Here is an 18,985-nt window from a genome sequence, read left to right as displayed (position 1 = left end):
TGAGGAAGGAAGCATGACGACTTTGGAACCGGCGGCCGACGCCGCGGTAGACAATCTCGCCGCCCTGGAATCCGAGGCCATCCACATCTTCCGCGAGGTCGCGGGCGAGTTCGACCGGCCGGTGATCCTGTTCTCCGGCGGCAAGGACTCGACGCTGATGCTGCACCTGGCGATCAAGGCCTTCTGGCCCGCGCCGGTGCCGTTCCCGCTGCTGCACGTGGACACCGGGCACAACTTCGACGAGGTCCTCGAGTTCCGCGACCGCGTCGTCGAAAAGCACGGGCTGCGCCTGGTCGTCGCGAAGGTGCAGGACTGGATCGACGACGGCCGGCTCGAGGAACGCGCCGACGGCCTGCGCAACCCGCTGCAGACCACGCCGCTGCTGGAGACGATCGCGGAGCACAAGTTCGACGCGGTCTTCGGCGGCGGCCGCCGCGACGAGGAACGGGCGCGCGCGAAGGAGCGGATCTTCAGCCTCCGCAACGCTTTCGGCCAGTGGGAGCCGCGCCGGCAACGGCCGGAGCTGTGGAACCTCTACAACGGACGGCACCGTCCGGGCGAGCAGGTCCGCGTGTTCCCGCTGTCCAACTGGACCGAAGCCGACGTGTGGAACTACATCGCCCGCGAGAAGGTCGAGCTGCCTTCGATTTACTACGCCCACCAGCGCGCGGTCTACCAGCGCGACGGCATGTGGCTCAGCGAGGGACCATGGGGCGGACCGCGTCCCGGCGAGGAAGTCCGCGAGCTGAGCGTGCGCTACCGGACCGTCGGCGACGGTTCGTGCACCGGCGCGATCGAGTCCACCGCGTCCACTGTGGAGGAAGTGATCGCCGAGGTCCAGGCTTCGCGGCTCACCGAACGCGGCGCCACCCGCGCCGACGACCGGATGTCCGAGGCGGCCATGGAAGACCGCAAACGGGAGGGCTACTTCTGATGTCGAGCCTGCTGAGGCTGGCCACCGCGGGCAGCGTGGACGACGGCAAGTCCACGCTGGTCGGGCGGCTGCTGTACGACACCAAGTCCGTCCTCGCCGACCAGCTCGACGCGGTCACCCGCGCGTCCGTCGACAAAGGACTGTCCACTCCGGACCTTTCGCTGCTCGTCGACGGCCTGCGCTCGGAGCGCGAACAGGGCATCACGATCGACGTCGCGTACCGGTATTTCGCCACGCCGAAGCGGTCGTTCGTGCTCGCCGACACCCCGGGACACGTGCAGTACACGCGCAACACGGTCACCGGCGCGTCCACCGCGCAGCTGGCGGTGCTGCTGGTCGACGCGCGCAACGGCGTGGTCGAGCAGACCCGGCGGCACGCGGCCGTGCTGGCGCTGCTCGGCGTGCCGCAGCTGGTGCTGGCGGTGAACAAGATCGACCTCGTGGGCTACGACGAGAACACCTTCGGCGTGATCGCCAAGGAGTTCACCGCGCACGCGGAGTCCCTCGGCTACGACCCGGCGGCCGTCGTCGCCATCCCGGTTTCCGCACTGGTCGGCGACAACGTGGCCGCCCGGTCCGAGCGAACCCCGTGGTACGACGGGCCTTCGCTGCTGGAGCACCTGGAAAACGTGCCGGTGGCCCCGGATCCGCACGATTCCGCGTTGCGGTTCCCGGTGCAGTACGTGATCCGCCCGCGCACGCCGGAGTACCCGGATTACCGCGGCTACGCCGGTCAGATCGCCGCCGGCACGGTGCGTCCGGGCGACGAGATCGTCGTGCAGCCGCACGGGATCCGCAGCCGCGTCGAGCGGATCGACACCGCGGACGGGCCGCTGGAAGAAGCAGGCGCCGGAACCTCGGTGACCCTGCTGCTCGCCGACGACATCGACATCAGCCGCGGCGACCTGATCGCGGCCGCCGACGCGCCGGCCGAGGTGACCGACGAGATCACCGGCACGCTGTGCTGGCTGTCCTCGAAGCCGCTCAAGACCGGCGCGCGGGTGCTGATCAAGCACGGCACCCGGACGGTGCAGGGGCTCGCCACCGAGTTGCACGCGCGGTTCGACGAGCAGACCCTGTCCAGTGTGGACTCTCCGGAAAGCCTGGAACTCAACGACATCGGCAGCGTCAGCCTGCAGCTGGCCGAACCGCTGCCGGTGGACGACTACGGCGTGAGCCCGCGCACCGGCGCGTTCCTGGTGATCGACCCGAAGGACGGCGACACGCTCGCCGCCGGTCTCGTCGGAGAGCGGTTCTCGTGACGCCTCCCCTGGTCGCCGTCGCGCACGGCAGTCGTGATCCCCGCTCCGCCGCGACGGTGCGGGCGCTGGTCGACGTCGTCCGTGCGCAGGCACCAGGGCTGGACGTGCGGGAGTCGTTCCTCGATCTGTCGGAGCCGCGCGTCACCGACGTGCTGCGCGGGCTTTACGCCGACGGGCATCGCTCCGCGGTCGTCGTGCCGTTGTTGCTGGGCAGCGCTTTTCACGCCCGGGTCGACCTGCCCGCGCTGATCGACGAGGTGACCGCGGAGTGCCCCGGGTTCCGGATCCGCGTGTCGGACGTGCTCGGCGCCGATCCCGCACTCGAAGCCGTCGCCCTCGACCGGATCGCCGGAGCCCGCCGCGGCGGGACCGGAGTGCTGCTGAGCGCGGTCGGCTCCTCGAACCCCGAGGCCAACGCGGTCGTCGCCGGATTGGCCGCCCGCTGGGAAAAGCGGCTCGGCCTGCCGGTGAGCGAGGCGTTCGCCAGCGCGGCCCAGCCGGACATCCCGGCCGCCGCGGCCCGGCTGCGCGATCGCGGCGTCCGGCATTTCGTGGTGGCGTCGTGGTTCCTGGCCCCCGGCCTGCTGCCGGACCGGATCGCGTCGCTGGCCCGCGAAGCCGACGCCGGCGCGTTCATCGCCGAGCCGCTCGCGGACGACCCGCGCGTCGCGGACGTCGTGATCGGCCGGTACGCCGCCGCGATCTCCGGCCTGCTGCGGACCGCCGCCTGAGTATCACACCGGACAGCGCTGGGCCGAGCCGGCCTGGCTCGCCCTGTCGGACCACCGTCGGTAGGCCCGAACGGCCGATCGGGCCGCTCCTACCGCCACGAGGTGAGCAATATTCACATTTTCCGTCACGGTGCGCTCCTGTGAACGGTCACTCCTTGACGTACTACTTAACTTGCCGGTAACTCTCTAAGCGCTGCGCAGCTTTCTCTCTCCCCCGTGAAACCCGCAGGTAGGAGCACACAGATGAAAGCACCTCACTTTTACCGGCTGGCCGCGCTGACGGCGGTCGCCGCCCTCCCGCTCGCGCTGGCGGCCCCGGCGTCCGCCGCGACCGCGATCAATTTCGACTGCCAGGCCGACGCGCCGGTGGTCGGCCCGCAGCAGGTGTCGCTGACCCAGAACGCCGACGTCACCGCACCCGCGACGGTCGCGCCCGGCGGTGCGTTCGACGTCGTCATCGACCCCGCGCCCAACACCGTCCCGAGCGACGTGGGCGGCAACAAGGTCAAGAACATCAACACTTTCGCGCTGAAGTTCCCCGTCCCGGCCAACTCGACTTACGTCAGCGCCGACCTCGCCGGCGGCTCCGGTCTCGGCGACACGCCGCCGACGATCAGCGTCGCCGACGGCGTGGCGACGCTGAGCTTCCCCGGCCCGATCGCCGGCGGATCGACCTTCGAACTGCCGACCATCACCGCGCACCTCAAGGCGGGCGACTCCGGCACGATCGAGACGAAACTGTCCGGCACCAGCTACAGCGACCCCGGCCTGACTTTCAAGGCCGTGGCGAGCAGCATCATCGGCGACGTGACCGCGCCGACGGCCTGCTTCCCCAACCCCAGCCCGGTTTTCACCACCACGACCATCGGCTGACCCGGACCGCGGCCACCCGCTGCGCCCGGGTGGCCGCGCCCGGTTCACGGCAGCAGCAGTCCCCAGTAGACCGCCCACGGCACGAACACCAGCCCGGCCGCGAGCGGCGCGCTCGCCCCGCGCCGCCGGTCCGGTTTCCGCAGGCCGATCACGGTTGCCGCCAACGCGACCACGGTCGCGACCGCCAGCGCTTGCACTGCCAGCCACGGCAACGGCCGCCCGAGGAACACCGGTCCGAAATCCTTCATCCCGGACAGCTGCGCCCAGCCGAGGATTCCGACGAACCCGGCGACCGTCGCCGTCCCGAGCCCGGCCAGCCACCGCGACGACCTGGTCCCCCGGCGGCGAATCAGCGCGACCACGCCGCCGACCAGGAACCCGCCCAGCAGCAGGGCGAGCGCGATCCCTTGCGCCCCAGCAGATTCCCACCAGGCCAGCGGACGCAGCGCTTCCGTCGGCCGCTGCGCGAAGGCCGCGGTCTCGACGTGCACGCCCTGCCGATTCGCCAGCCAGTCCCCGACCACCGCCGGATATCCCGGCACGACCCGAGGCAGCCGGTCGAACCCGGCGTCGCTGGTCGCGTACAGATCCGGCCCGCCGCCGGCGACGAACCGGATCGCGTGGTTCGGGTTCGCGACCAGCGCGTCCGCGAAAATCCGGGAACTTTCGACCGGCGCGTGGTTGATGTCGAGGTCGCCCCACAACGCCAGGATCGGCTGTTTCAGCCGCCGCAACACCGGCACCGGGTCGTAGTCCGCCTCCGGGAACAACCCGGCCCCGATCGCGAACCGCGTCCCCCGCACCGGCAATGCCGTCAGCAGCGAGCCGGAAATCCCTTGGTGGCGAAGGACATTCCCCCAGTACCACGAGGTCTGCCGCGCTCCGCCCCATCCGGATCCGCCGACCGTGATCACGTACGAGATGTCCGCCGCCCGGGTCGCCGCGAGCGTCGCGACCCACGCGCCCTCGCTGACTCCCCAGACGCCGACGTCCGCGGCTCCCGAGTTCGCCCGCAACGCGCGGACCGCCGAGACGAGATCGTCCGCCAGCACGCCGTAATCGCGCTGGGTCTGGGAATAACCGCTGGTACGCCGGTCGTAGACGAGCGTCGTGACGCCGAGCCGCGTGAACGTCTCGGCCTGCAGCCGGAGATTGTCCCGGGTCCGCCAGTCCGACCCTCCTTGCAGGACGATCGCGGACTTCGCCGGTCCGTCCGGCCGGAATACCGTGCCATGCACCGTGATTCCGCCAGCGCCCGCGAAACTGACGTTCGCGGGCGGTTGTGCTTGTGCCGGCTGGGCGGTCGCCAGGACCGAACCCAGCACGAGGAGCGCGGCGGCGAGCCGCGATTTGCCCCAGGGCAGCATGAAGTGTTCTCCTTGCTTCGGGAGATCGTGCGACGTTTTCCCTTGTTCCTGGGTGCCGAGTGGCCGCTCGGCACCCAGGCCTTCCAGCTCAGTCCTGGCCGGCCTCCTCCCCGCCCGGAGCCGGGAACGCGAGCATCCGCGTCTCGACCCGGCGCGCCCCCTCCGGCGTTTCGCCTTCCGGCCGCTGATACCGCCGGAGCAAGGCGAGATACGCCTCGAAGAAGTCCCCCAGCTCGTCCAGCGTCACGGTGATCGCGCCGCGCGAGTACGGAATCGCGTCCGCCCACTCCCCCAGCCGCGGACGCTCGCGCTCGAACCGCTCGTACAGATCGGTGTCGCCCGCGAGCCACAGCCGGTGCAGCTCGCCGATCGCCGCCTTCGCCGGATCGTCCTGTTCCTGCGCGGGCGGCAGCCGCAGGTCGTAATCCGCCACGCGCCACCAGCGCTCCCGCCCGCGCGCGCGTTCGGGAAGTTCCTGGACGAACCCGTTCTCCGCCAGCACCCGCAGGTTGTAACTGGTCCCGCCGCTGGTCACGCCCAGCCGTTCGGCGAGCGTCGTCGACGTCGCCGGCCCGGACGCGGCCAGCAGCTCGAGAATCCGCTGCCGCAACGGGTTCGCGAGCGCCTTGAGTGCCTTCGAATCGGCGGTGCGAGGGTCTGCCATGCCCTCAAGGTAGCAGTGCACGAGTTTTCGTGCATGGGTTCTCGTGCACGCACTTCGCCCCTGTCCCGGGGAAGCGGTGTGCGAAAGTGTCAGGCATGGCTGACGAACTGGTGCACTACGAGGTGGCGGCCGGCATCGCCACGATCACCCTGGACTCCCCGCACAACCGCAACGCGCTGTCGTCGCAGCTGCGGCGGGAACTGAGCGAGTCGCTGGACAAGGCCCGCGAGGACGACGCGGTGCGCGTGGTGCAGCTGACCCACACCGGCCCGGTGTTCTGCGCGGGCATGGACCTGAAGGAGGCCCGCGGCGCCGGTTCGTCCGACCAGGGCGTGAACGAGTTCCCGAAGATCCTGGACCAGCTGTGGACCAGCCCGAAGCCGGTCGTCGCGCGGCTCGCCGGCCCGGCTCGCGCGGGCGGGATCGGCATGGTCGCCGCCTGCGACATCGCGGTCGCGGTGCCGGAAGCGACCTTCGCCTTCTCCGAGGTCCGGATCGGCGTCGTCCCGGCGGTCATCAGCCTGACGGTCCTCCCGCGGCTGAACGCCCGGGCCGCGCACGAACTCTTCCTGACCGGCGACGTCTTCGACGCGAAGCGCGCGGTGGAGATCGGCCTGCTGAACGCCTGCGTCCCGGCGGAAGACCTGGACAAGACCGTCGAGGGCTACCTCACGTCGCTGACTCTCGGCGGCCCGAAAGCCCTGGCCGCCACGAAGGAACTGCTGGCCCGCCCGCGCCCGGCGACCCCGGCCGAGGGCTTCGCGGACATGAACGCCCTGTCCGCGGGCTTCTTCGCCAGCGAGGAAGGACAGGAAGGCATCCTGGCCTTCGCGCAGAAGCGCAAGCCGAACTGGGTCCCGCAGGACTGACCGCGGCCGGTGAGGGGAACCATTCTCCGAGTCCTTCGGGGGTTCCCCTCACGGCTCGTCAGGAATCGACCAGGACCAAGGTCAGCCGCCGCGCGCCGGAGCCCATCGCCCGCTGCGCGTCCGACAGCACGCTCCGCACCGCGAGGTAAGCCTTCGGCTCGGCCGCCTTCAACGCGTCCGACCCGGTCCAGATCAGCACGTGCTCGCCGGGCGGCAGCCACGACAGATCGGTGAGCAGGTCGTACAGCGCGTCGAGATTCCGCCCGAAGTAAGACGGGAAAGACAGCGCCTCGCCGATCGCGTCCAATGTCGACAGTTTGTCGAGCGTCCGCGTCCCGTCGACCTGATGCGGGTAAGCCCCGCGCGCGAAAGCCGCGTCCGCCGCGGCCCGCGCCGTCTCCCCGCTCACCGCGCGGGGTCCACGACGACGAACGACGCGTAATGATCCGCTGTGTAATACAACTCTTTCCCCGCCCCCGTGATCAGCCGGCGCGCCCCTCGGTCCGGGCTTCCCGGCGTTTTCACGGTGTATTCGTGGTAATAGCCGTTCTTCTCCGCGGGAAGCACCTTTTCCCGGTTCTGGAAGACGACGTCGTCATTGCGCGGATACGGGTAGGGCCCGCCCTTCTGGATCAGGTTCCACGTGTCCTTCGCCTGCGGCGGCAGCGAGGACAGCGGCTTGACCGGCAGCTTCGAATCCGCTCCCGGCACCTTCCCGGAAGCCGAGGCGGGAGCGCTCGACGAGGACGCGGGCGCCGGCGAATCCGAGGAGCCCGCGGTTTCCTTGACGAGCCACCCGCCGAGCACCAGCACGAGGAGACCGACGAGCGCAGCGGTGATCCGCCTACGGTTGACCATGGTGTGCCAGCTTAGGAGCGGCCGGGACGCTCGTCGTCACGGGCCGTGCCGAACCGGCGGCCGAAGCGTTCGACCAGCTTGTCGATGGCCCACGCGGCGAGCAGGCACAGCGGCACGAGCACCGCCATCACCAGCACGAACTGCACGGGGAACCAGGCTTGGGCGAGCCACAGCTCGACCCCGTCCCACCAGTTGGCCAGGCCGTCAAACACGAGTGTGAGCCTACGCGCGCTCGCCTGCGGGACGGCGGGCAGGGGAGGTAGGTTGCTGCCATGTTCGCCGTATACGCGCAGGAACCCAACGCCGAGTCCCCGCTCGATTCGCTGGTCGTCGGCGAGCGGCCGGAACCCGAGGTGCCGCAGGGCTGGGTCCGGGTGCACGTGAAAGCCGCCAGCCTGAACATGCACGACCTGTGGACCTTGCGCGGCGTCGGCATCAAGGCAGACCAGTTCCCGATGATCCTCGGCTGCGACGGAGCGGGAACGCTCGACGACGGCACCGAGGTCGTGCTGCACTCGGTGATCAACGCGCCGGGCTGGCAGGGCGACGACACGCTCGACCCGAAGCGCACCCTGCTCACCGAAAAGCACCAGGGCACGTTCGCCGACCAGGTCGTGGTCCCGGCCCGCAACGCGGTGCCGAAGCCGGCCGGCCTGACCTTCGCCGAGGGCGCGACGATGGGCACCGCCTGGCTCACCGCGTACCGGATGCTGTTCGTGAAGTCGGGTCTGCGGCCCGGCCAGACGATGCTCGTGCAGGGCGCGTCCGGCGGCGTGTCGACCGCGCTGATCGCGCTCGGCCGCGCGGCCGGGTTCCGCGTGTGGGTCACCGGGCGCACCGAGGAGAAGCGCGCGCTGGCCGAGAGCGTCGGCGCGCACCAGAGCTTCGAGTCCGGCGCGCGGCTGCCCGAGCGGGTGGACGCGGTGTTCGAGACCGTCGGCAAGGCCACCTGGGGCCACACGCTCAAATCGCTGAAGCCGGGCGGCGTGGTCGTGGTGTCCGGGTCCACCAGCGGTCCCGACCCGTCGGCCGACCTGCAGCGCGTGTTCTTCCTGCAGCTGCGGGTCGTCGGCTCGACCATGGGCACCCGCGACGAGCTGGCCGACCTGCTCGCCTACCTCGACCTGAAGGGCATCAAGCCGCAGATCGGCGCCGAGCTCCCCCTCGCGGAGGCCCCCGCGGGATTCGCCGCGATGGCCGCCGGCGAGACCGCCGGGAAGATCGTCTTCACCCGCTGATCGCGGTCGCACCGCGCTGGCCTGGGCTTTTCCTCTTCGAAAGCGCCCGGGCCAGCGCTTGTACCCGTTCTCCAGTGAATCGTCAACACCCCTGCTTCGCAATCAGATAGTGACCCCCGAAGTTCCACCAGAAGTCGACCTTGGGCGGTTAACCTGGAGAACATGACCGCGACGCAGCGGCCCGCACCCGCCGACCGGGGCGGCCGGCACCCCAGCGACCCGGCGCCCGTCCGGGAGTCGTTCCGGCGCTTCGCCGGGATCCGCACGCGCGTGCTCGAGGTCGGGCCGTCCGTCGCCGAGGCGCCCGCACCGAAGCGCACGCGCCGCAAGGGCGCCGAGAAACCCCGCGCGCCCCGGCTCGTGTTGCTCCACGGGTATTGCGACAGCGCCGACACGTGGCGTCCGGTACTCGGAGAACTAGCCGCCGCCGGCATCGCCGCGATCGCGGTCGACCTTCCCGGCTTCGGCGACGCGCAGCCGCTGCGCCCGGGTCCGATGCTGCCGCAGCTCGACGCGTTCACCGCCGCGGTGGTGCGCGAACAGGCCGTGCTCGGCCCGGTCGTGCTCGCGGGCAACTCGCTCGGCGGCACGATGAGCCTGCGCGCGGCGCAGAACCGCCGGCTGCCGACCACCGGCGTGGTGTCGATCGCCGCGCCCGGCTTCGTCGACTCGTGGCTGGTGCGCACGGTCGGGCGCAATCCGCTGCCGCTGCGGCTGTACTCCTCGCTTCCGTTGCCAGTGCCGGGTTTCCTGGTCCGCGCGGTCGCCGAACAGCTCGTGCCGAGGATCCTCTACGCCGACGCGAAGCACGCCGACGCGGGCCAGGTCCGCCGGTTCACCACGCTTTTCCCGGACTACCGGGCCACCACGTCCCGGCTCGAACAGGCGCGGCAGCTCGTCGCGGAGCTGGCCGACGCGTACCGGCTCGACCAGATCACGATCCCGCTGCTGGCGGTCGCGTGCGGCAAGGACAAGCTCGTGACGGCCGCGTCCGGGCGGAAGCTGCACACCCTGGTGCCGCACAGCAGGCTCGTCGTCCGGGAGGACTGGGGCCACTGCCCGCAGCTGGACGATCCGGCCGAGGTCGCGGAGCTGCTCACGTTCTTCGCCGCGGGCGCGGTCCGCTCCGCCGCCCGCCCGGCGCCCACGGTCAGCGACGTCGAGGACGACTCCGCGACCGGGTGACCCAGGCTGCCGAAATCGTCACACAATGGAGTCGGTGACAGGCGCGGCGCCTCCGGGTACGGTGCCCTGCCAGGGCCCGGAACCCGGGTCCGGCGAACCACCAGTCTGAGGAGACACCGATGTCAGCTCCGCGCGGCCCTAACCTGGGCACCGGGTCCGGGATCTTCCGGCGGAAGCCGATCGAAACCATCGAGCAGGCCGGCGAAAGCGGGCTGCAGCGCACGCTCGGCCTGCGGCAGCTGACCGCGATCGGCGTCGGCGGCATCATCGGCGCGGGCATCTTCTCGCTCGCCGGCGCGGTCGCGAACAAGACCGCCGGCCCGGCCGTGCTGATCTCGTTCCTGATCGCGGGCATCGCGAGCGCCGCGGCGGCGTTCTCCTACGCCGAGTTCGCCGGCCTCATCCCGCGCGCGGGCTCCGCCTACACCTACGGGTACGCCGTGCTCGGCGAGATCGTCGGCTGGTTCATCGGCTGGGACCTGCTGCTGGAGTACACCGCGATCGTGTCCGTGGTGGCGATCGGGATTTCCGGCTACTTCAACGACCTGCTCGGCTTCCTGCACATCTCGCTGCCGCACTGGATGTCCGGCGCGCCCGGGACGGAACCGGCGGGCGTCGAGCCGGGGTCGTACAAGATCAACCTGTTCGCGGTGCTGCTCTGCCTGCTGATCGCGTTCATTCTCAATCAGGGCATGAAGAACGCGGCGCGCTTCGAAACGCTGCTGGTGTACCTGAAGGTCGGCCTGGTGCTGCTGGTGATCGTGGTCGGTGCCTTCCACATCCAGAGCGGGAACTACAGCAACTTCTTCCCGTTCGGCCTGAGCGGCGCGTTCACCGGCGCGGCAACGGTGTTCTTCGCGGTCTTCGGCTACGACGCGATGTCCACCGCGGCCGAGGAGTCGCAGGACTCGCAGAAGCACATGCCGAAGGCGATCATCTACTCGCTGGCGATCTCGATGGTGCTGTACGTGCTCGCCTGCCTGGTCCTGACCGGCATGGTGAAGTACACCGACATCAACCCGGAAGCGGCGTTCTCGAGCGCATTCGCGAAGGTCGGCCTGGGCTGGCTGGGCGCGATCATCGCGGTAGGCGCGATCATCGGCATCCTGACGGTCCTGTTCACCTTCCTGCTGGGCGCGACCCGAGTGGGCTATTCGATGAGCCGCGACGGCCTGCTGCCGAAGTGGTTCTCGAAGACCCACCCGGTGCGCAAGGTCCCTTCGCGCATCACGTGGATCCTGGGCGTCGCTTCGGCGCTGATCGCGGGCGTGCTCCCGATCGGCGAGGCCGCGGAACTGACGAACATCGGCATCCTGCTGGCCTTCGTGGTCGTCTGCATCGCGGTGATCGTGCTGCGCTACAAGCGCCCCGACCTGCCGCGCACGTTCAAGACGCCGGGCATGCCGGTGGTCCCGGTCATCGGGGTCGTGTTCTCGATCTGGCTGATCACGTTCCTGAAGCCGGAAACCTGGCTGCGCTTCGCGATCTGGTTCGCGATCGGCATGGTGATCTACTTCGCCTACGGCAAACGCCACTCCGCGATGGAACGCGGCGAGGACGCCGGCGACGGCGAGCCCGGGGTCAAGTCCACTTCGGACTGATCCGGCGTTGGAACGGTTCGGACGCGGGGGACGCCTTTGGTGGCGTTCCCCGCGTTTTCTTTGCGTTGCTGGGCTTGCCGGGCTTCTCCTGGGCTGCGGCCGCTCGGGGGCCTTCGGATCGCTGGGCTGCTGGCCGCTGGTCCGGTGGCTTGTCCGCTGGCTCTTGGTCGCGTGCACTGTCGGGTGTTCCCAGCGCACGTCGCCTCCGCGCTCGTGGCTCTTCTTGTGACCGGCGCACGCACGGTCATCCGGGCCGTTCCGCCGCTACCCGGTCAGCGCTAGAACCCCCTGCCCGCGCCGGAACCCCGTGCGGGCAGCAAATCCCTCGCGCAACTAGAACAACCGCCCAACCCAATCAGGCCGTCACGGCTCCTGCCCGCACCGGAAACCCCAGCGCAGCCAGCAGATCCCTCGCACGGCTAGAACAACCAGCCAAGCCACAGTCCCAGCGAACCACCGCACAATCCAGTCACCCACTCGCGGCTCCTGCCCGCACCGAAAACCCCAGCGCAGGCAGCAATCCGTCGCGCGACAAGAACAACCGCCCAACCCGCAGCCCCAGCGAACCTCCCCGCACCCAGTCACGCCGCCGCGGCTTCTGCCCTCTCCTCAGCGCAGCCGGTCGAGCCGTTCCGCCGCTGCCTTCGCCTCGGTGCGCAGGCGGGCCACGATCGAGGCCGCCGAACCGTCGCTGGCGAGCGGGTAGGTCTGCCCCGCCCACAGCGACATCGCTTCCGGGTCACCGGCCTTGGCTGCCGCCGCGCGGACCGGTTTGCTCAGGTGGTGCAGCTGCGGGTAGGCGGCGGGCGCGTCCGCGGAGAGGTCGCTCAGGACGCGGTTCACCATGCCCCGCGCCGGACGTCCGCTGAACGCGCGCGTGAACGCCGTCGCCCGCCCGGCTTCTGCGAGCGCGCGCCGCTGGGTATCGCCGGTGCCGGCCTCCGTGGCGAGCAGGAAGGCCGTGCCCAGCTGCGCCGCCGACGCACCCGCCGCCAGCACCGCCGCGATGTCGGCGCCGTTGACCAGTCCCCCGGCCGCGATCAACGGCAGGCTCGTGCGCGCGCCGAGCAGCCGCAGCAGCGCGAGCAGGCCGTACTCCTCGCCGCCGGCCGGGTTGCCCGGGTCGTCGGTGAACAGCCCGCGGTGCCCGCCGGCCTCGAAGCCCTGCACGACCAGAGCGTCGGCTCCGCGCGCGGCGGCGAGGTCGGCTTCCTCCGGGTTCGTGACGGTGACCGCGACCTTGCCGCCGGCTTCGTGGATCCGCTGCACCTCGGCGGACGTCGGCGCGCCGAAGGTGAACGACACCACCGGGACCCGGTGCCGCACGACGAGGTCGAGTTTCGCCGGGTACTCGTCGTCGTCCCAGACCGGGTCGCCGAGGTCGACGCCGTAGCGCACGGCTTCGGCGAGCAACCGTTCGCGGTGCGCGCTCAGGTCGGCCACCGACCGGCCGCCGGGGACGAACAGGTTGACGCCGAACCGCCCGCCGGTGAGGTCGGCGGTGTGCGCGATCCGGGCGTCGAGCGTCTCCGGGCTGAGGTAGCCGGCGGCGAGGAAACCGAACCCGCCCGCGTCCGTGACGGCGCCGACCAGCTGCGGAGTCGTCGGCCCGCCCGCCATCGGCGCCACGATCACCGGGAACTCGAGATCATCGAACATGTCCCCGAGCCTAGTGCCGGACCGGAAATGCGCCGGGCCGCCGCCGCGTTGCAGAAGAGCATGACGGCAACCCAGGAACAGCTCCGCGCGCTGTCGGTGCAGGAAAACGGCCTCGCCACAGTGGCCACGACCCGCGCCGACGGCACCGTGCACGCGTCCGTGGTGAACGCGGGCATCCTGGACGACCCGGTGACCGGCAAGCCGAGCGTGGGCTTCGTCGCCGTCGGCGGCGCGCACAAGCTCACGCTGCTGCGCCGCAACGGCCACGCAACCGTAACGTTCCGCCGCGGCTGGCACTGGCTCTCGGTGACCGGCCCGACCCGCCTGATCGGCCCGGACGACCCCGACCCGTCCTTCCCGGCCGACGGCCTCCCGGCCCTGCTGCGCGAGGTCTTCCGAGCCGCCACCGGCACCCACGACGACTGGGCGGAATATGACCGCGTGATGGCCGCCGAACGCCGGGCCGCGGTGTTCGTGGAGGTGGGCAGGATCATCGGGAACGGCTGAGCGTCCCGGCAGGCGCCGGACGCGAGAAGTTCGGCTCCGCTCAGCCCCTCTCGACAAGCATCTTGGGCACCACCCGGACCGGGAACGGCTGCCGCGCTTCGAAGGCCTCGGCTCCCGCGGCCTTGGCGACCTGCTGGTACAAGCCGTCCGCGTCCAGTTCGAACACAGTCAGTTCGGGTGCGGCCGGGTCGATCACCCAGTAACTCGGCACCCGCAGCCGTTCGTAGACGGCTCTCTTGGTGTTCAAGTCGTGGATCGCCGTGCTCGGCGACAGAATCTCGACGGCGAGCACGGGCGGCACCGGCAGATCCTGGTCGGTGAAGTCCTCGCTGCGGCCGACCAGAACGTCCGGTTGCAGCTCCGTCCGGTCGCCGACGTGCACGGCGAACGGTGCGCCGAGGACGTCGAACTCCGGCGGGCAGGCCGCTTCCAGCACGTGGTAGAGCCGGTACCCGATCTTCTGATGGCGGTACCCCGGCGCCGGAGTCACGACCAGCACTCCGTCGATGAGTTCGTAACGGCGGCCATCATCCGGCATCCCCTCGAGGTCCCGCACCGTCATGGGACCGGACCCGGGCGGAACCTGGCTTTCCATCATGACTGTCATGGTGCTCTCCTTTCCCTGTGCGCACCAGAGTTCCTGTCCGCAATTGAGGACACCACCCGCCACCGACAAAAAACGGCGGCCCCGGAAACCCGGAGCCGCCGTTCACCCGAAGGTGGGACTACTTCTTGTTCTTCCCGTTGTCCTCAGTGGACAGTGCCGCGACGAAGGCCTCCTGCGGCACCTCCACCCGGCCGACGGTCTTCATCCGCTTCTTGCCTTCCTTCTGCTTCTCCAGCAGTTTCCGCTTCCGCGAGATGTCGCCGCCGTAGCACTTCGCCAGCACGTCCTTGCGGATCGCGCGGATCGTTTCGCGCGCGATGATCCGCGAGCCGATCGCGGCCTGGATCGGGACCTCGAACTGCTGCCGCGGAATCAGCTCGCGCAGCCGCGTCGCCATGCGGTTTCCGTAGGTGTAAGCAGCGTCCTTGTGCACGATCGCGGAGAACGCGTCCACCGTCTCGCCCTGCAGCAGAATGTCGACCTTCACCAGGTCCGCCACCTGCTCGCCGGACTCCTCGTAGTCCAGCGACGCGTAGCCGCGCGTGCGCGACTTCAGCGTGTCGAAGAAGTCGAAGATGATCTCCGCGAGCGGGATCGTGTAGCGCAGTTCGACGCGGTCCTCGGACAGGTAGTCCATGCCCAGCAGGGTGCCGCGCTTCGCCTGGCACAGCTCCATGATCGTGCCCACGAACTCCGACGGCGCGAGGATGCTCACCTTCGACACCGGCTCGTGCACCTCGGCGATCTTGAGCCCGGTCGGCCAGTCCGACGGGTTCGTGACGATCACCTCGCTGCGGTCCTCCAGCACCACCCGGTACACCACGTTCGGCGCGGTGGAGATCAGGTCCAGGCCGAACTCGCGCTCCAGCCGGTCGCGGGTGATCTCCAGGTGCAGCAGCCCGAGGAAGCCGCAGCGGAAGCCGAAGCCCAGCGCGACCGACGTTTCCGGCTCGTAGGTCAGCGCGGCGTCGTTGAGCTGCAGCTTCTCCAGCGCCTCGCGCAGCTCCGGGTAGTCCGAGCCGTCCACCGGGTACAGCCCGGAGAACACCATCGGCTTCGGGTCGCGGTAGCCGGCCAGCGGCTCCTTCGCGCCGTTGCGCTCGGACGTCACGGTGTCGCCGACCTTCGACTGGCGCACGTCCTTCACGCCGGTGATCAGGTAGCCGACCTCGCCGACGCCGAGTCCCTTGCTGGCCTTCGGCTCCGGCGAGATGATGCCGACCTCGAGCAGTTCGTGCGTCGCGCCGGTGGACATCATCTTGATCTTCTCGCGCGGCGTGATCTTGCCGTCCACCACGCGGATGTAGGTGACGACGCCGCGGTAGGTGTCGTAGACCGAGTCGAAGATCATCGCGCGGGCGGGCGCGTCCGCGTCGCCGACCGGCGGCGGGACCTGGCGCACGCATTCGTCCAGCAGCTCGGTCACGCCCATGCCGGTCTTCGCCGACACGCGCAGCACGTCCGAGGGCTCGCAGCCGATGATGTGCGCGATCTCCGCCGCGTACTTCTCCGGGTCCGCCGAGGGCAGGTCGATCTTGTTCAGCACCGGGATGATGTGCAGGTCGTTCTCGAGCGCGAGGTACAGGTTCGCGAGCGTCTGCGCCTCGATCCCCTGCGCGGCGTCGACCAGCAGGATCGCGCCCTCGCACGCCTCGAGCGCGCGCGAGACCTCGTAGGTGAAGTCCACGTGGCCGGGCGTGTCGATCAGGTGCAGGACGTGGTCCTTGCCGTCCACCTGCCACGGCAGCCGGACGTTCTGGGCCTTGATCGTGATGCCGCGTTCCCGCTCGATGTCCATGCGGTCGAGGTACTGCGCGCGCATGGCCCGCTCCTCGACGACGCCGGTCAGCTGCAGCATCCGGTCCGCCAGCGTCGACTTGCCGTGGTCGATGTGGGCGATGATGCAGAAGTTGCGGATCAACTCCGGCGGCGTGAAGGTGGTGTCGGCGAACGTCTTGGGCGCTGTCACTCGGGCTGTCCTCGGGATGGTGGGGGATGTCCGTACCCCATCGTCCCATGGACCTCCGGGTGCGGGTGGGGGTCATCCCCGATGCGGCCCCGCGCGTCTCGTGATGACCTCGAAGCATGACCACTTCACCCTCCCCCTCGCCGCCCGGCCCCGGCGTCCTCGACGCCGCGCTCGACCGGGCCTTCGGCCACCCCAGCGGCCTGCTGGGCAGGCTCGGCGGCAAGCTGATGGCGATCGGCAACGCCGCGACCGAGCACCGCGTCGTCGACCTCGCGCGCCTCGAACCGGACGAGACCGTCCTGGTCATCGGCCCCGGTCCCGGGGTCGGCCTCGACGCGGCGAGCAAACTCGCCGGCGAGGTGATCGGCGTCGAGCCCTCCCCGCAGATGCGGGATCTCTGCGCGGACCGCTGCGGCGACCGCGCCGAGGTGCGCGCGGGCGACGCGGCCCGGACCGGCTGCGAGGACGCGTCCGCGGACGTCGTGCTGACCGTGAACAACGTCCAGTTCTGGGAAGACCGCCCGGCGGCGTTCGCCGAGCTGTTCCGCGTGCTGCGGCCAGGCGGACGGCTGCTGCTCTCGGCGCACGAGAAATGGCTTCCGGTGACCCGGCACGAGCTGGCCGGCGAAGCCGCCGCGGCGGGATTCACCGACCTGCAGACCTGGACCTGGGACCCGCCGGGGTTCGCCGCGCTCGCCGCCCAGCTGCGGGCCGTGAAACCGGGCTAGCGCTGGTCGCGGCGCAACGGGTGGTCCTCCGGGACCTCGACGAGCACGATCCGCAGCCCGTCCGGGTCGGCGATCCACGCCTCGTCGGTGCCCCACGGTTCGCGCCGGGCCTCGCGCACCGGTTCGACCCCGCGCCCGGCCAGTTCGGCCAGCGTCGCCGGAAGATCGCGGACCTGCAGGAACAGGTTGACGTCCGGACCGGGCCCGGCCTCGCCCTCACCGACCACCTCGATCGACCCGCCGCCGGCGAAAAACCGCGTGCCGCCAGGGAATTCTCGCTCGATCGCGAGGCCGAGGACGTCGCGGTAGAACGCGGTGGACACCTCGTGGTCGCGGGGGTGGATCAGCACCCGGCTGCTCAGTACGTCCATGGCTCCTGCCTACCCGAGCCGCTCAGGCGACCGCAATCGCGGCGATCCCGGCCAGCACGACCAGCGATCCGGCGAGCCGGCGGACCGCGTTGCGCTCGCGGAGCACGAGCCAGGCGGCGACCCCGCCGAAGACGATCGACAGCTCGCGCGCCGGAGCGACGAGGCTGACCGGCGCGATCCGCAGGGCGTACAGGACCAGCAGGTAGCTGGCCGGCGAGGCGAGTCCGACGATCAGCACCTCGCGCCGGTGGTCGCGCCACAGCCGCTTGATCTCGGACCGGCCGCGCACGGCGGCCGGCGCGAGCAGGATGCTCTGGCCGATCGCGCCGCCGCCGAAGTAGACGAGCGGAGGCACGCCGAGCGACGTGACCGAATGCGCGTCCCAGAGCGTGTAAGCCGCGATGACCACGCCGGTGGCGACGCCGTAGAACACCCCGGCGCGCCGGGCTTTCGCGTCGCCGGTGCTGCCGCCGAGGCTGATCACGAGGACGCCGGCGACAACCAGGAAAGCGCCGATCAGCCCGAGCACCCCCGGCCGTTCTCCCAGCACGGTGACGGCCACGAGCACCGAGACCAGCGGGCCGGTGCCGCGCGCCAGCGGGTAGACGATCGACAGGTCGCCGACCTCGTATCCGCGCTGCAGCACGATCCCGTACGCCACGTGCAGGACCGCAGTGCCCGCGGCGGCGAGCAGCCAAGTCCACTGTGGACGTTCCGGTTCGACGGCCAGCGCTGCCGCGATCACCGGGAGCATCGCGACCGCCGAGACCGTGTAGTACAGCCAGACGAACCGCGGACCGCCGGAAACCCGTTTGGCGGCGAGGTTCCACCCGGCGTGCACGACCGCGGCGACGAGAACCATGGCGAGGGCAGTGGTGTTCATCCGGACCCCTTCAGGTTTTCAGCGCACGCTGAAGACCGGGTCCTCCAGGCTTTTGTCCCGTCAGATGAACGGCAAGGCTCGGCGCCCCGCCGAAGGTGCCGCTCGGACCAGGCCCGCCCGCCCTCGTTGTCTTCGCGACCCGCTCCGCGGGACCACGGGCAGGCGACGGAACCCTAGGCACTACCGAAACCCACCGTAACGGAGCCGCCGCCGGGATGCCGCGCGATTTCCGGCTCCGGGGCCCTCGCCGGGGCCGCGAGCAGGGCTGTTAAGATTTCCGACTGTTGCCGTGCGGCATTCCGTCAGGGAGGAAACCCGGCTGGTCCCTCGGGGTCGGCTTGGAGCCACACGAACGCGGCAGCGACCTTCACCGAGTGAAAGAGGAACGCCTCCATGGCCAACATCAAGTCGCAGGTCAAGCGCATCACGACGAACGAGAAGGCGCGGCAGCGCAACCTGGCGATCCGGTCCTCGGTGAAGACCGCGATCCGCAAGTTCCGCGAGGCCGCCGAAGCCGGCGACAAGGACAAGGCCCTCGAACTGCAGCGCGACGCCGCTCGCAAGCTCGACAAGGCCGTCACCAAGGGCGTCATCCACGCCAACCAGGCCGCGAACAAGAAGTCGGCTCTCGCGAAGCGCGTGAACCAGCTCTGAGCGCAGTCTTTCCGGAAGGCCCGGC

The 18,985-nt window shown here is 70.4% G+C and carries 21 protein-coding genes; 11 read left to right on the top strand and 10 right to left on the bottom strand.

Annotation, left to right across the window (positions count from 1 at the left end):
- The first annotated feature begins 13 nt into the window (after nt 1-13).
- The 4 genes from cysD to F9C12_RS36970 all read left to right on the top strand — a co-directional run bounded on the left by cysD (nt 14) and on the right by F9C12_RS36970 (nt 3,800).
- Entirely contained in the window at nt 14-934 is a 921-nt protein-coding gene (cysD, locus tag F9C12_RS36985) for a sulfate adenylyltransferase subunit CysD (protein WP_409463548.1), read from the top strand.
- Nucleotides 934-2,196, top strand: a complete 1,263-nt coding sequence (locus F9C12_RS36980) for a sulfate adenylyltransferase subunit 1 (RefSeq protein WP_409186375.1) — start codon at nt 934-936, stop codon at nt 2,194-2,196. Before cysD ends, F9C12_RS36980 begins: the two co-directional genes overlap by 1 nt.
- The gene (locus F9C12_RS36975; RefSeq protein ID WP_409463547.1) at nt 2,193-2,927 is read left to right on the top strand and encodes a sirohydrochlorin chelatase; all 735 of its coding nucleotides are present in this window, start codon (nt 2,193-2,195) and stop codon (nt 2,925-2,927) included. The genes F9C12_RS36980 and F9C12_RS36975 overlap by 4 nt, the downstream gene beginning before the upstream one ends.
- A gap of 243 nt (nt 2,928-3,170) precedes the next feature.
- Nucleotides 3,171-3,800 (top strand): cyclase, encoded by a 630-nt coding sequence (locus F9C12_RS36970; protein ID WP_409186373.1) that lies wholly within the window; start codon nt 3,171-3,173, stop codon nt 3,798-3,800.
- 44 nt (nt 3,801-3,844) lie between these two features.
- On the opposite strand, the gene F9C12_RS36965 is transcribed toward F9C12_RS36970, so the two are convergent.
- Together F9C12_RS36965 and F9C12_RS36960 are read right to left on the bottom strand one after the other, a co-directional pair.
- Nucleotides 3,845-5,167 (bottom strand): alpha/beta hydrolase family protein, encoded by a 1,323-nt coding sequence (locus F9C12_RS36965; protein WP_409463546.1) that lies wholly within the window; start codon nt 5,165-5,167, stop codon nt 3,845-3,847.
- 88 nt (nt 5,168-5,255) lie between these two features.
- Entirely contained in the window at nt 5,256-5,831 is a 576-nt protein-coding gene (locus tag F9C12_RS36960) for an ArsR/SmtB family transcription factor (protein WP_409463545.1), read from the bottom strand.
- 95 nt (nt 5,832-5,926) lie between these two features.
- On the opposite strand from F9C12_RS36960, the gene F9C12_RS36955 reads away from it, so the two are divergent.
- Nucleotides 5,927-6,700 (top strand): enoyl-CoA hydratase family protein, encoded by a 774-nt coding sequence (locus F9C12_RS36955; protein ID WP_409463544.1) that lies wholly within the window; start codon nt 5,927-5,929, stop codon nt 6,698-6,700.
- Nucleotides 6,701-6,758: 58 nt separating this feature from the next.
- Here F9C12_RS36955 and F9C12_RS36950 read toward each other — a convergent pair whose 3' ends face one another.
- From F9C12_RS36950 to F9C12_RS36940, 3 genes are read right to left on the bottom strand one after another with little or no spacing between them, the layout of a single operon-like run.
- The gene (locus F9C12_RS36950; RefSeq protein WP_409463543.1) at nt 6,759-7,109 is read right to left on the bottom strand and encodes a barstar family protein; all 351 of its coding nucleotides are present in this window, start codon (nt 7,107-7,109) and stop codon (nt 6,759-6,761) included.
- Nucleotides 7,106-7,558: a ribonuclease domain-containing protein gene (locus tag F9C12_RS36945; RefSeq protein ID WP_409186368.1), complete on the bottom strand. Its 453-nt coding sequence runs from the start codon at nt 7,556-7,558 to the stop codon at nt 7,106-7,108. The genes F9C12_RS36950 and F9C12_RS36945 overlap by 4 nt, the downstream gene beginning before the upstream one ends.
- 11 nt (nt 7,559-7,569) lie before the next feature.
- Nucleotides 7,570-7,770: a hypothetical protein gene (locus F9C12_RS36940; RefSeq protein ID WP_037714937.1), complete on the bottom strand. Its 201-nt coding sequence runs from the start codon at nt 7,768-7,770 to the stop codon at nt 7,570-7,572.
- A gap of 60 nt (nt 7,771-7,830) precedes the next feature.
- On the opposite strand from F9C12_RS36940, the gene F9C12_RS36935 reads away from it, so the two are divergent.
- From F9C12_RS36935 to F9C12_RS36925, 3 genes are all read left to right on the top strand, one after another.
- Complete coding sequence (locus tag F9C12_RS36935) at nt 7,831-8,796, top strand: zinc-binding dehydrogenase (protein ID WP_409463542.1); 966 nt, start codon at nt 7,831-7,833, stop codon at nt 8,794-8,796.
- Nucleotides 8,797-8,958: 162 nt separating this feature from the next.
- Entirely contained in the window at nt 8,959-9,981 is a 1,023-nt protein-coding gene (locus tag F9C12_RS36930; RefSeq protein WP_409463541.1) for an alpha/beta fold hydrolase, read from the top strand.
- 119 nt (nt 9,982-10,100) lie between these two features.
- On the top strand, nt 10,101-11,582 hold the full coding sequence (locus tag F9C12_RS36925) for an amino acid permease (protein ID WP_409186365.1): 1,482 nt from the start codon (nt 10,101-10,103) through the stop codon (nt 11,580-11,582).
- Nucleotides 11,583-12,191: 609 nt separating this feature from the next.
- Here F9C12_RS36925 and F9C12_RS36920 read toward each other — a convergent pair.
- Entirely contained in the window at nt 12,192-13,241 is a 1,050-nt protein-coding gene (locus tag F9C12_RS36920; protein ID WP_409463540.1) for an NAD(P)H-dependent flavin oxidoreductase, read from the bottom strand.
- 60 nt (nt 13,242-13,301) lie between these two features.
- Between F9C12_RS36920 and F9C12_RS36915 the strand changes: the two genes are divergently transcribed.
- Complete coding sequence (locus F9C12_RS36915) at nt 13,302-13,748, top strand: pyridoxamine 5'-phosphate oxidase family protein (RefSeq protein ID WP_409463539.1); 447 nt, start codon at nt 13,302-13,304, stop codon at nt 13,746-13,748.
- 40 nt (nt 13,749-13,788) lie between these two features.
- Here F9C12_RS36915 and F9C12_RS36910 read toward each other — a convergent pair whose 3' ends face one another.
- On the bottom strand, nt 13,789-14,355 hold the full coding sequence (locus F9C12_RS36910; protein ID WP_409186362.1) for a Uma2 family endonuclease: 567 nt from the start codon (nt 14,353-14,355) through the stop codon (nt 13,789-13,791).
- Nucleotides 14,356-14,473: 118 nt separating this feature from the next.
- The gene (gene lepA, locus F9C12_RS36905; protein WP_409186361.1) at nt 14,474-16,324 is read right to left on the bottom strand and encodes a translation elongation factor 4; all 1,851 of its coding nucleotides are present in this window, start codon (nt 16,322-16,324) and stop codon (nt 14,474-14,476) included.
- Between the two features lie 116 nt (nt 16,325-16,440).
- Between lepA and F9C12_RS36900 the strand changes: the two genes are divergently transcribed.
- Nucleotides 16,441-17,052, top strand: coding sequence for a class I SAM-dependent methyltransferase (locus F9C12_RS36900; RefSeq protein WP_409463538.1), 612 nt, complete (start codon nt 16,441-16,443; stop codon nt 17,050-17,052).
- On the opposite strand, the gene F9C12_RS36895 is transcribed toward F9C12_RS36900, so the two are convergent.
- Together F9C12_RS36895 and F9C12_RS36890 are read right to left on the bottom strand one after the other, a co-directional pair.
- Complete coding sequence (locus tag F9C12_RS36895; protein WP_409186359.1) at nt 17,049-17,423, bottom strand: VOC family protein; 375 nt, start codon at nt 17,421-17,423, stop codon at nt 17,049-17,051. The two genes, F9C12_RS36900 and F9C12_RS36895, sit on opposite strands and share 4 nt — an antisense overlap.
- Before the next feature lie 22 nt (nt 17,424-17,445).
- Entirely contained in the window at nt 17,446-18,306 is an 861-nt protein-coding gene (locus tag F9C12_RS36890) for an EamA family transporter (protein WP_409463537.1), read from the bottom strand.
- Between the two features lie 393 nt (nt 18,307-18,699).
- Between F9C12_RS36890 and rpsT the strand changes: the two genes are divergently transcribed.
- The gene (gene rpsT, locus F9C12_RS36885; RefSeq protein WP_409463536.1) at nt 18,700-18,960 is read left to right on the top strand and encodes a 30S ribosomal protein S20; all 261 of its coding nucleotides are present in this window, start codon (nt 18,700-18,702) and stop codon (nt 18,958-18,960) included.
- Nucleotides 18,961-18,985: the final 25 nt, after the last annotated feature.

Source organism: Amycolatopsis sp. GA6-003, from assembly GCF_046267895.1.
Classification (GTDB): Bacteria; Actinomycetota; Actinomycetes; order Mycobacteriales; family Pseudonocardiaceae; genus Amycolatopsis.
This window is presented reverse-complemented; position numbering and strand designations above follow the sequence as displayed.

Excerpts from the sequence above, each read along its gene's own strand:
- F9C12_RS36910 (WP_409186362.1), bottom strand. The coding sequence starts at position 14,355 with ATGACAGTCATGATGGAAAGCCAGGTTCCGCCCGGGTCCGGTCCCATG.
- F9C12_RS36980 (WP_409186375.1), top strand. The coding sequence starts at position 934 with ATGTCGAGCCTGCTGAGGCTGGCCACCGCGGGCAGCGTGGACGACGGC.
- F9C12_RS36960 (WP_409463545.1), bottom strand. The coding sequence starts at position 5,831 with ATGGCAGACCCTCGCACCGCCGATTCGAAGGCACTCAAGGCGCTCGCG.
- F9C12_RS36970 (WP_409186373.1), top strand. The coding sequence starts at position 3,171 with ATGAAAGCACCTCACTTTTACCGGCTGGCCGCGCTGACGGCGGTCGCC.
- F9C12_RS36895 (WP_409186359.1), bottom strand. The coding sequence starts at position 17,423 with ATGGACGTACTGAGCAGCCGGGTGCTGATCCACCCCCGCGACCACGAG.
- F9C12_RS36945 (WP_409186368.1), bottom strand. The coding sequence starts at position 7,558 with ATGGTCAACCGTAGGCGGATCACCGCTGCGCTCGTCGGTCTCCTCGTG.
- rpsT (WP_409463536.1), top strand. The coding sequence starts at position 18,700 with ATGGCCAACATCAAGTCGCAGGTCAAGCGCATCACGACGAACGAGAAG.
- F9C12_RS36920 (WP_409463540.1), bottom strand. The coding sequence starts at position 13,241 with ATGTTCGATGATCTCGAGTTCCCGGTGATCGTGGCGCCGATGGCGGGC.
- F9C12_RS36930 (WP_409463541.1), top strand. The coding sequence starts at position 8,959 with ATGACCGCGACGCAGCGGCCCGCACCCGCCGACCGGGGCGGCCGGCAC.
- F9C12_RS36925 (WP_409186365.1), top strand. The coding sequence starts at position 10,101 with ATGTCAGCTCCGCGCGGCCCTAACCTGGGCACCGGGTCCGGGATCTTC.
- F9C12_RS36955 (WP_409463544.1), top strand. The coding sequence starts at position 5,927 with ATGGCTGACGAACTGGTGCACTACGAGGTGGCGGCCGGCATCGCCACG.
- F9C12_RS36965 (WP_409463546.1), bottom strand. The coding sequence starts at position 5,167 with ATGCTGCCCTGGGGCAAATCGCGGCTCGCCGCCGCGCTCCTCGTGCTG.
- F9C12_RS36915 (WP_409463539.1), top strand. The coding sequence starts at position 13,302 with ATGACGGCAACCCAGGAACAGCTCCGCGCGCTGTCGGTGCAGGAAAAC.
- F9C12_RS36890 (WP_409463537.1), bottom strand. The coding sequence starts at position 18,306 with ATGAACACCACTGCCCTCGCCATGGTTCTCGTCGCCGCGGTCGTGCAC.
- F9C12_RS36900 (WP_409463538.1), top strand. The coding sequence starts at position 16,441 with ATGACCACTTCACCCTCCCCCTCGCCGCCCGGCCCCGGCGTCCTCGAC.
- F9C12_RS36935 (WP_409463542.1), top strand. The coding sequence starts at position 7,831 with ATGTTCGCCGTATACGCGCAGGAACCCAACGCCGAGTCCCCGCTCGAT.
- cysD (WP_409463548.1), top strand. The coding sequence starts at position 14 with ATGACGACTTTGGAACCGGCGGCCGACGCCGCGGTAGACAATCTCGCC.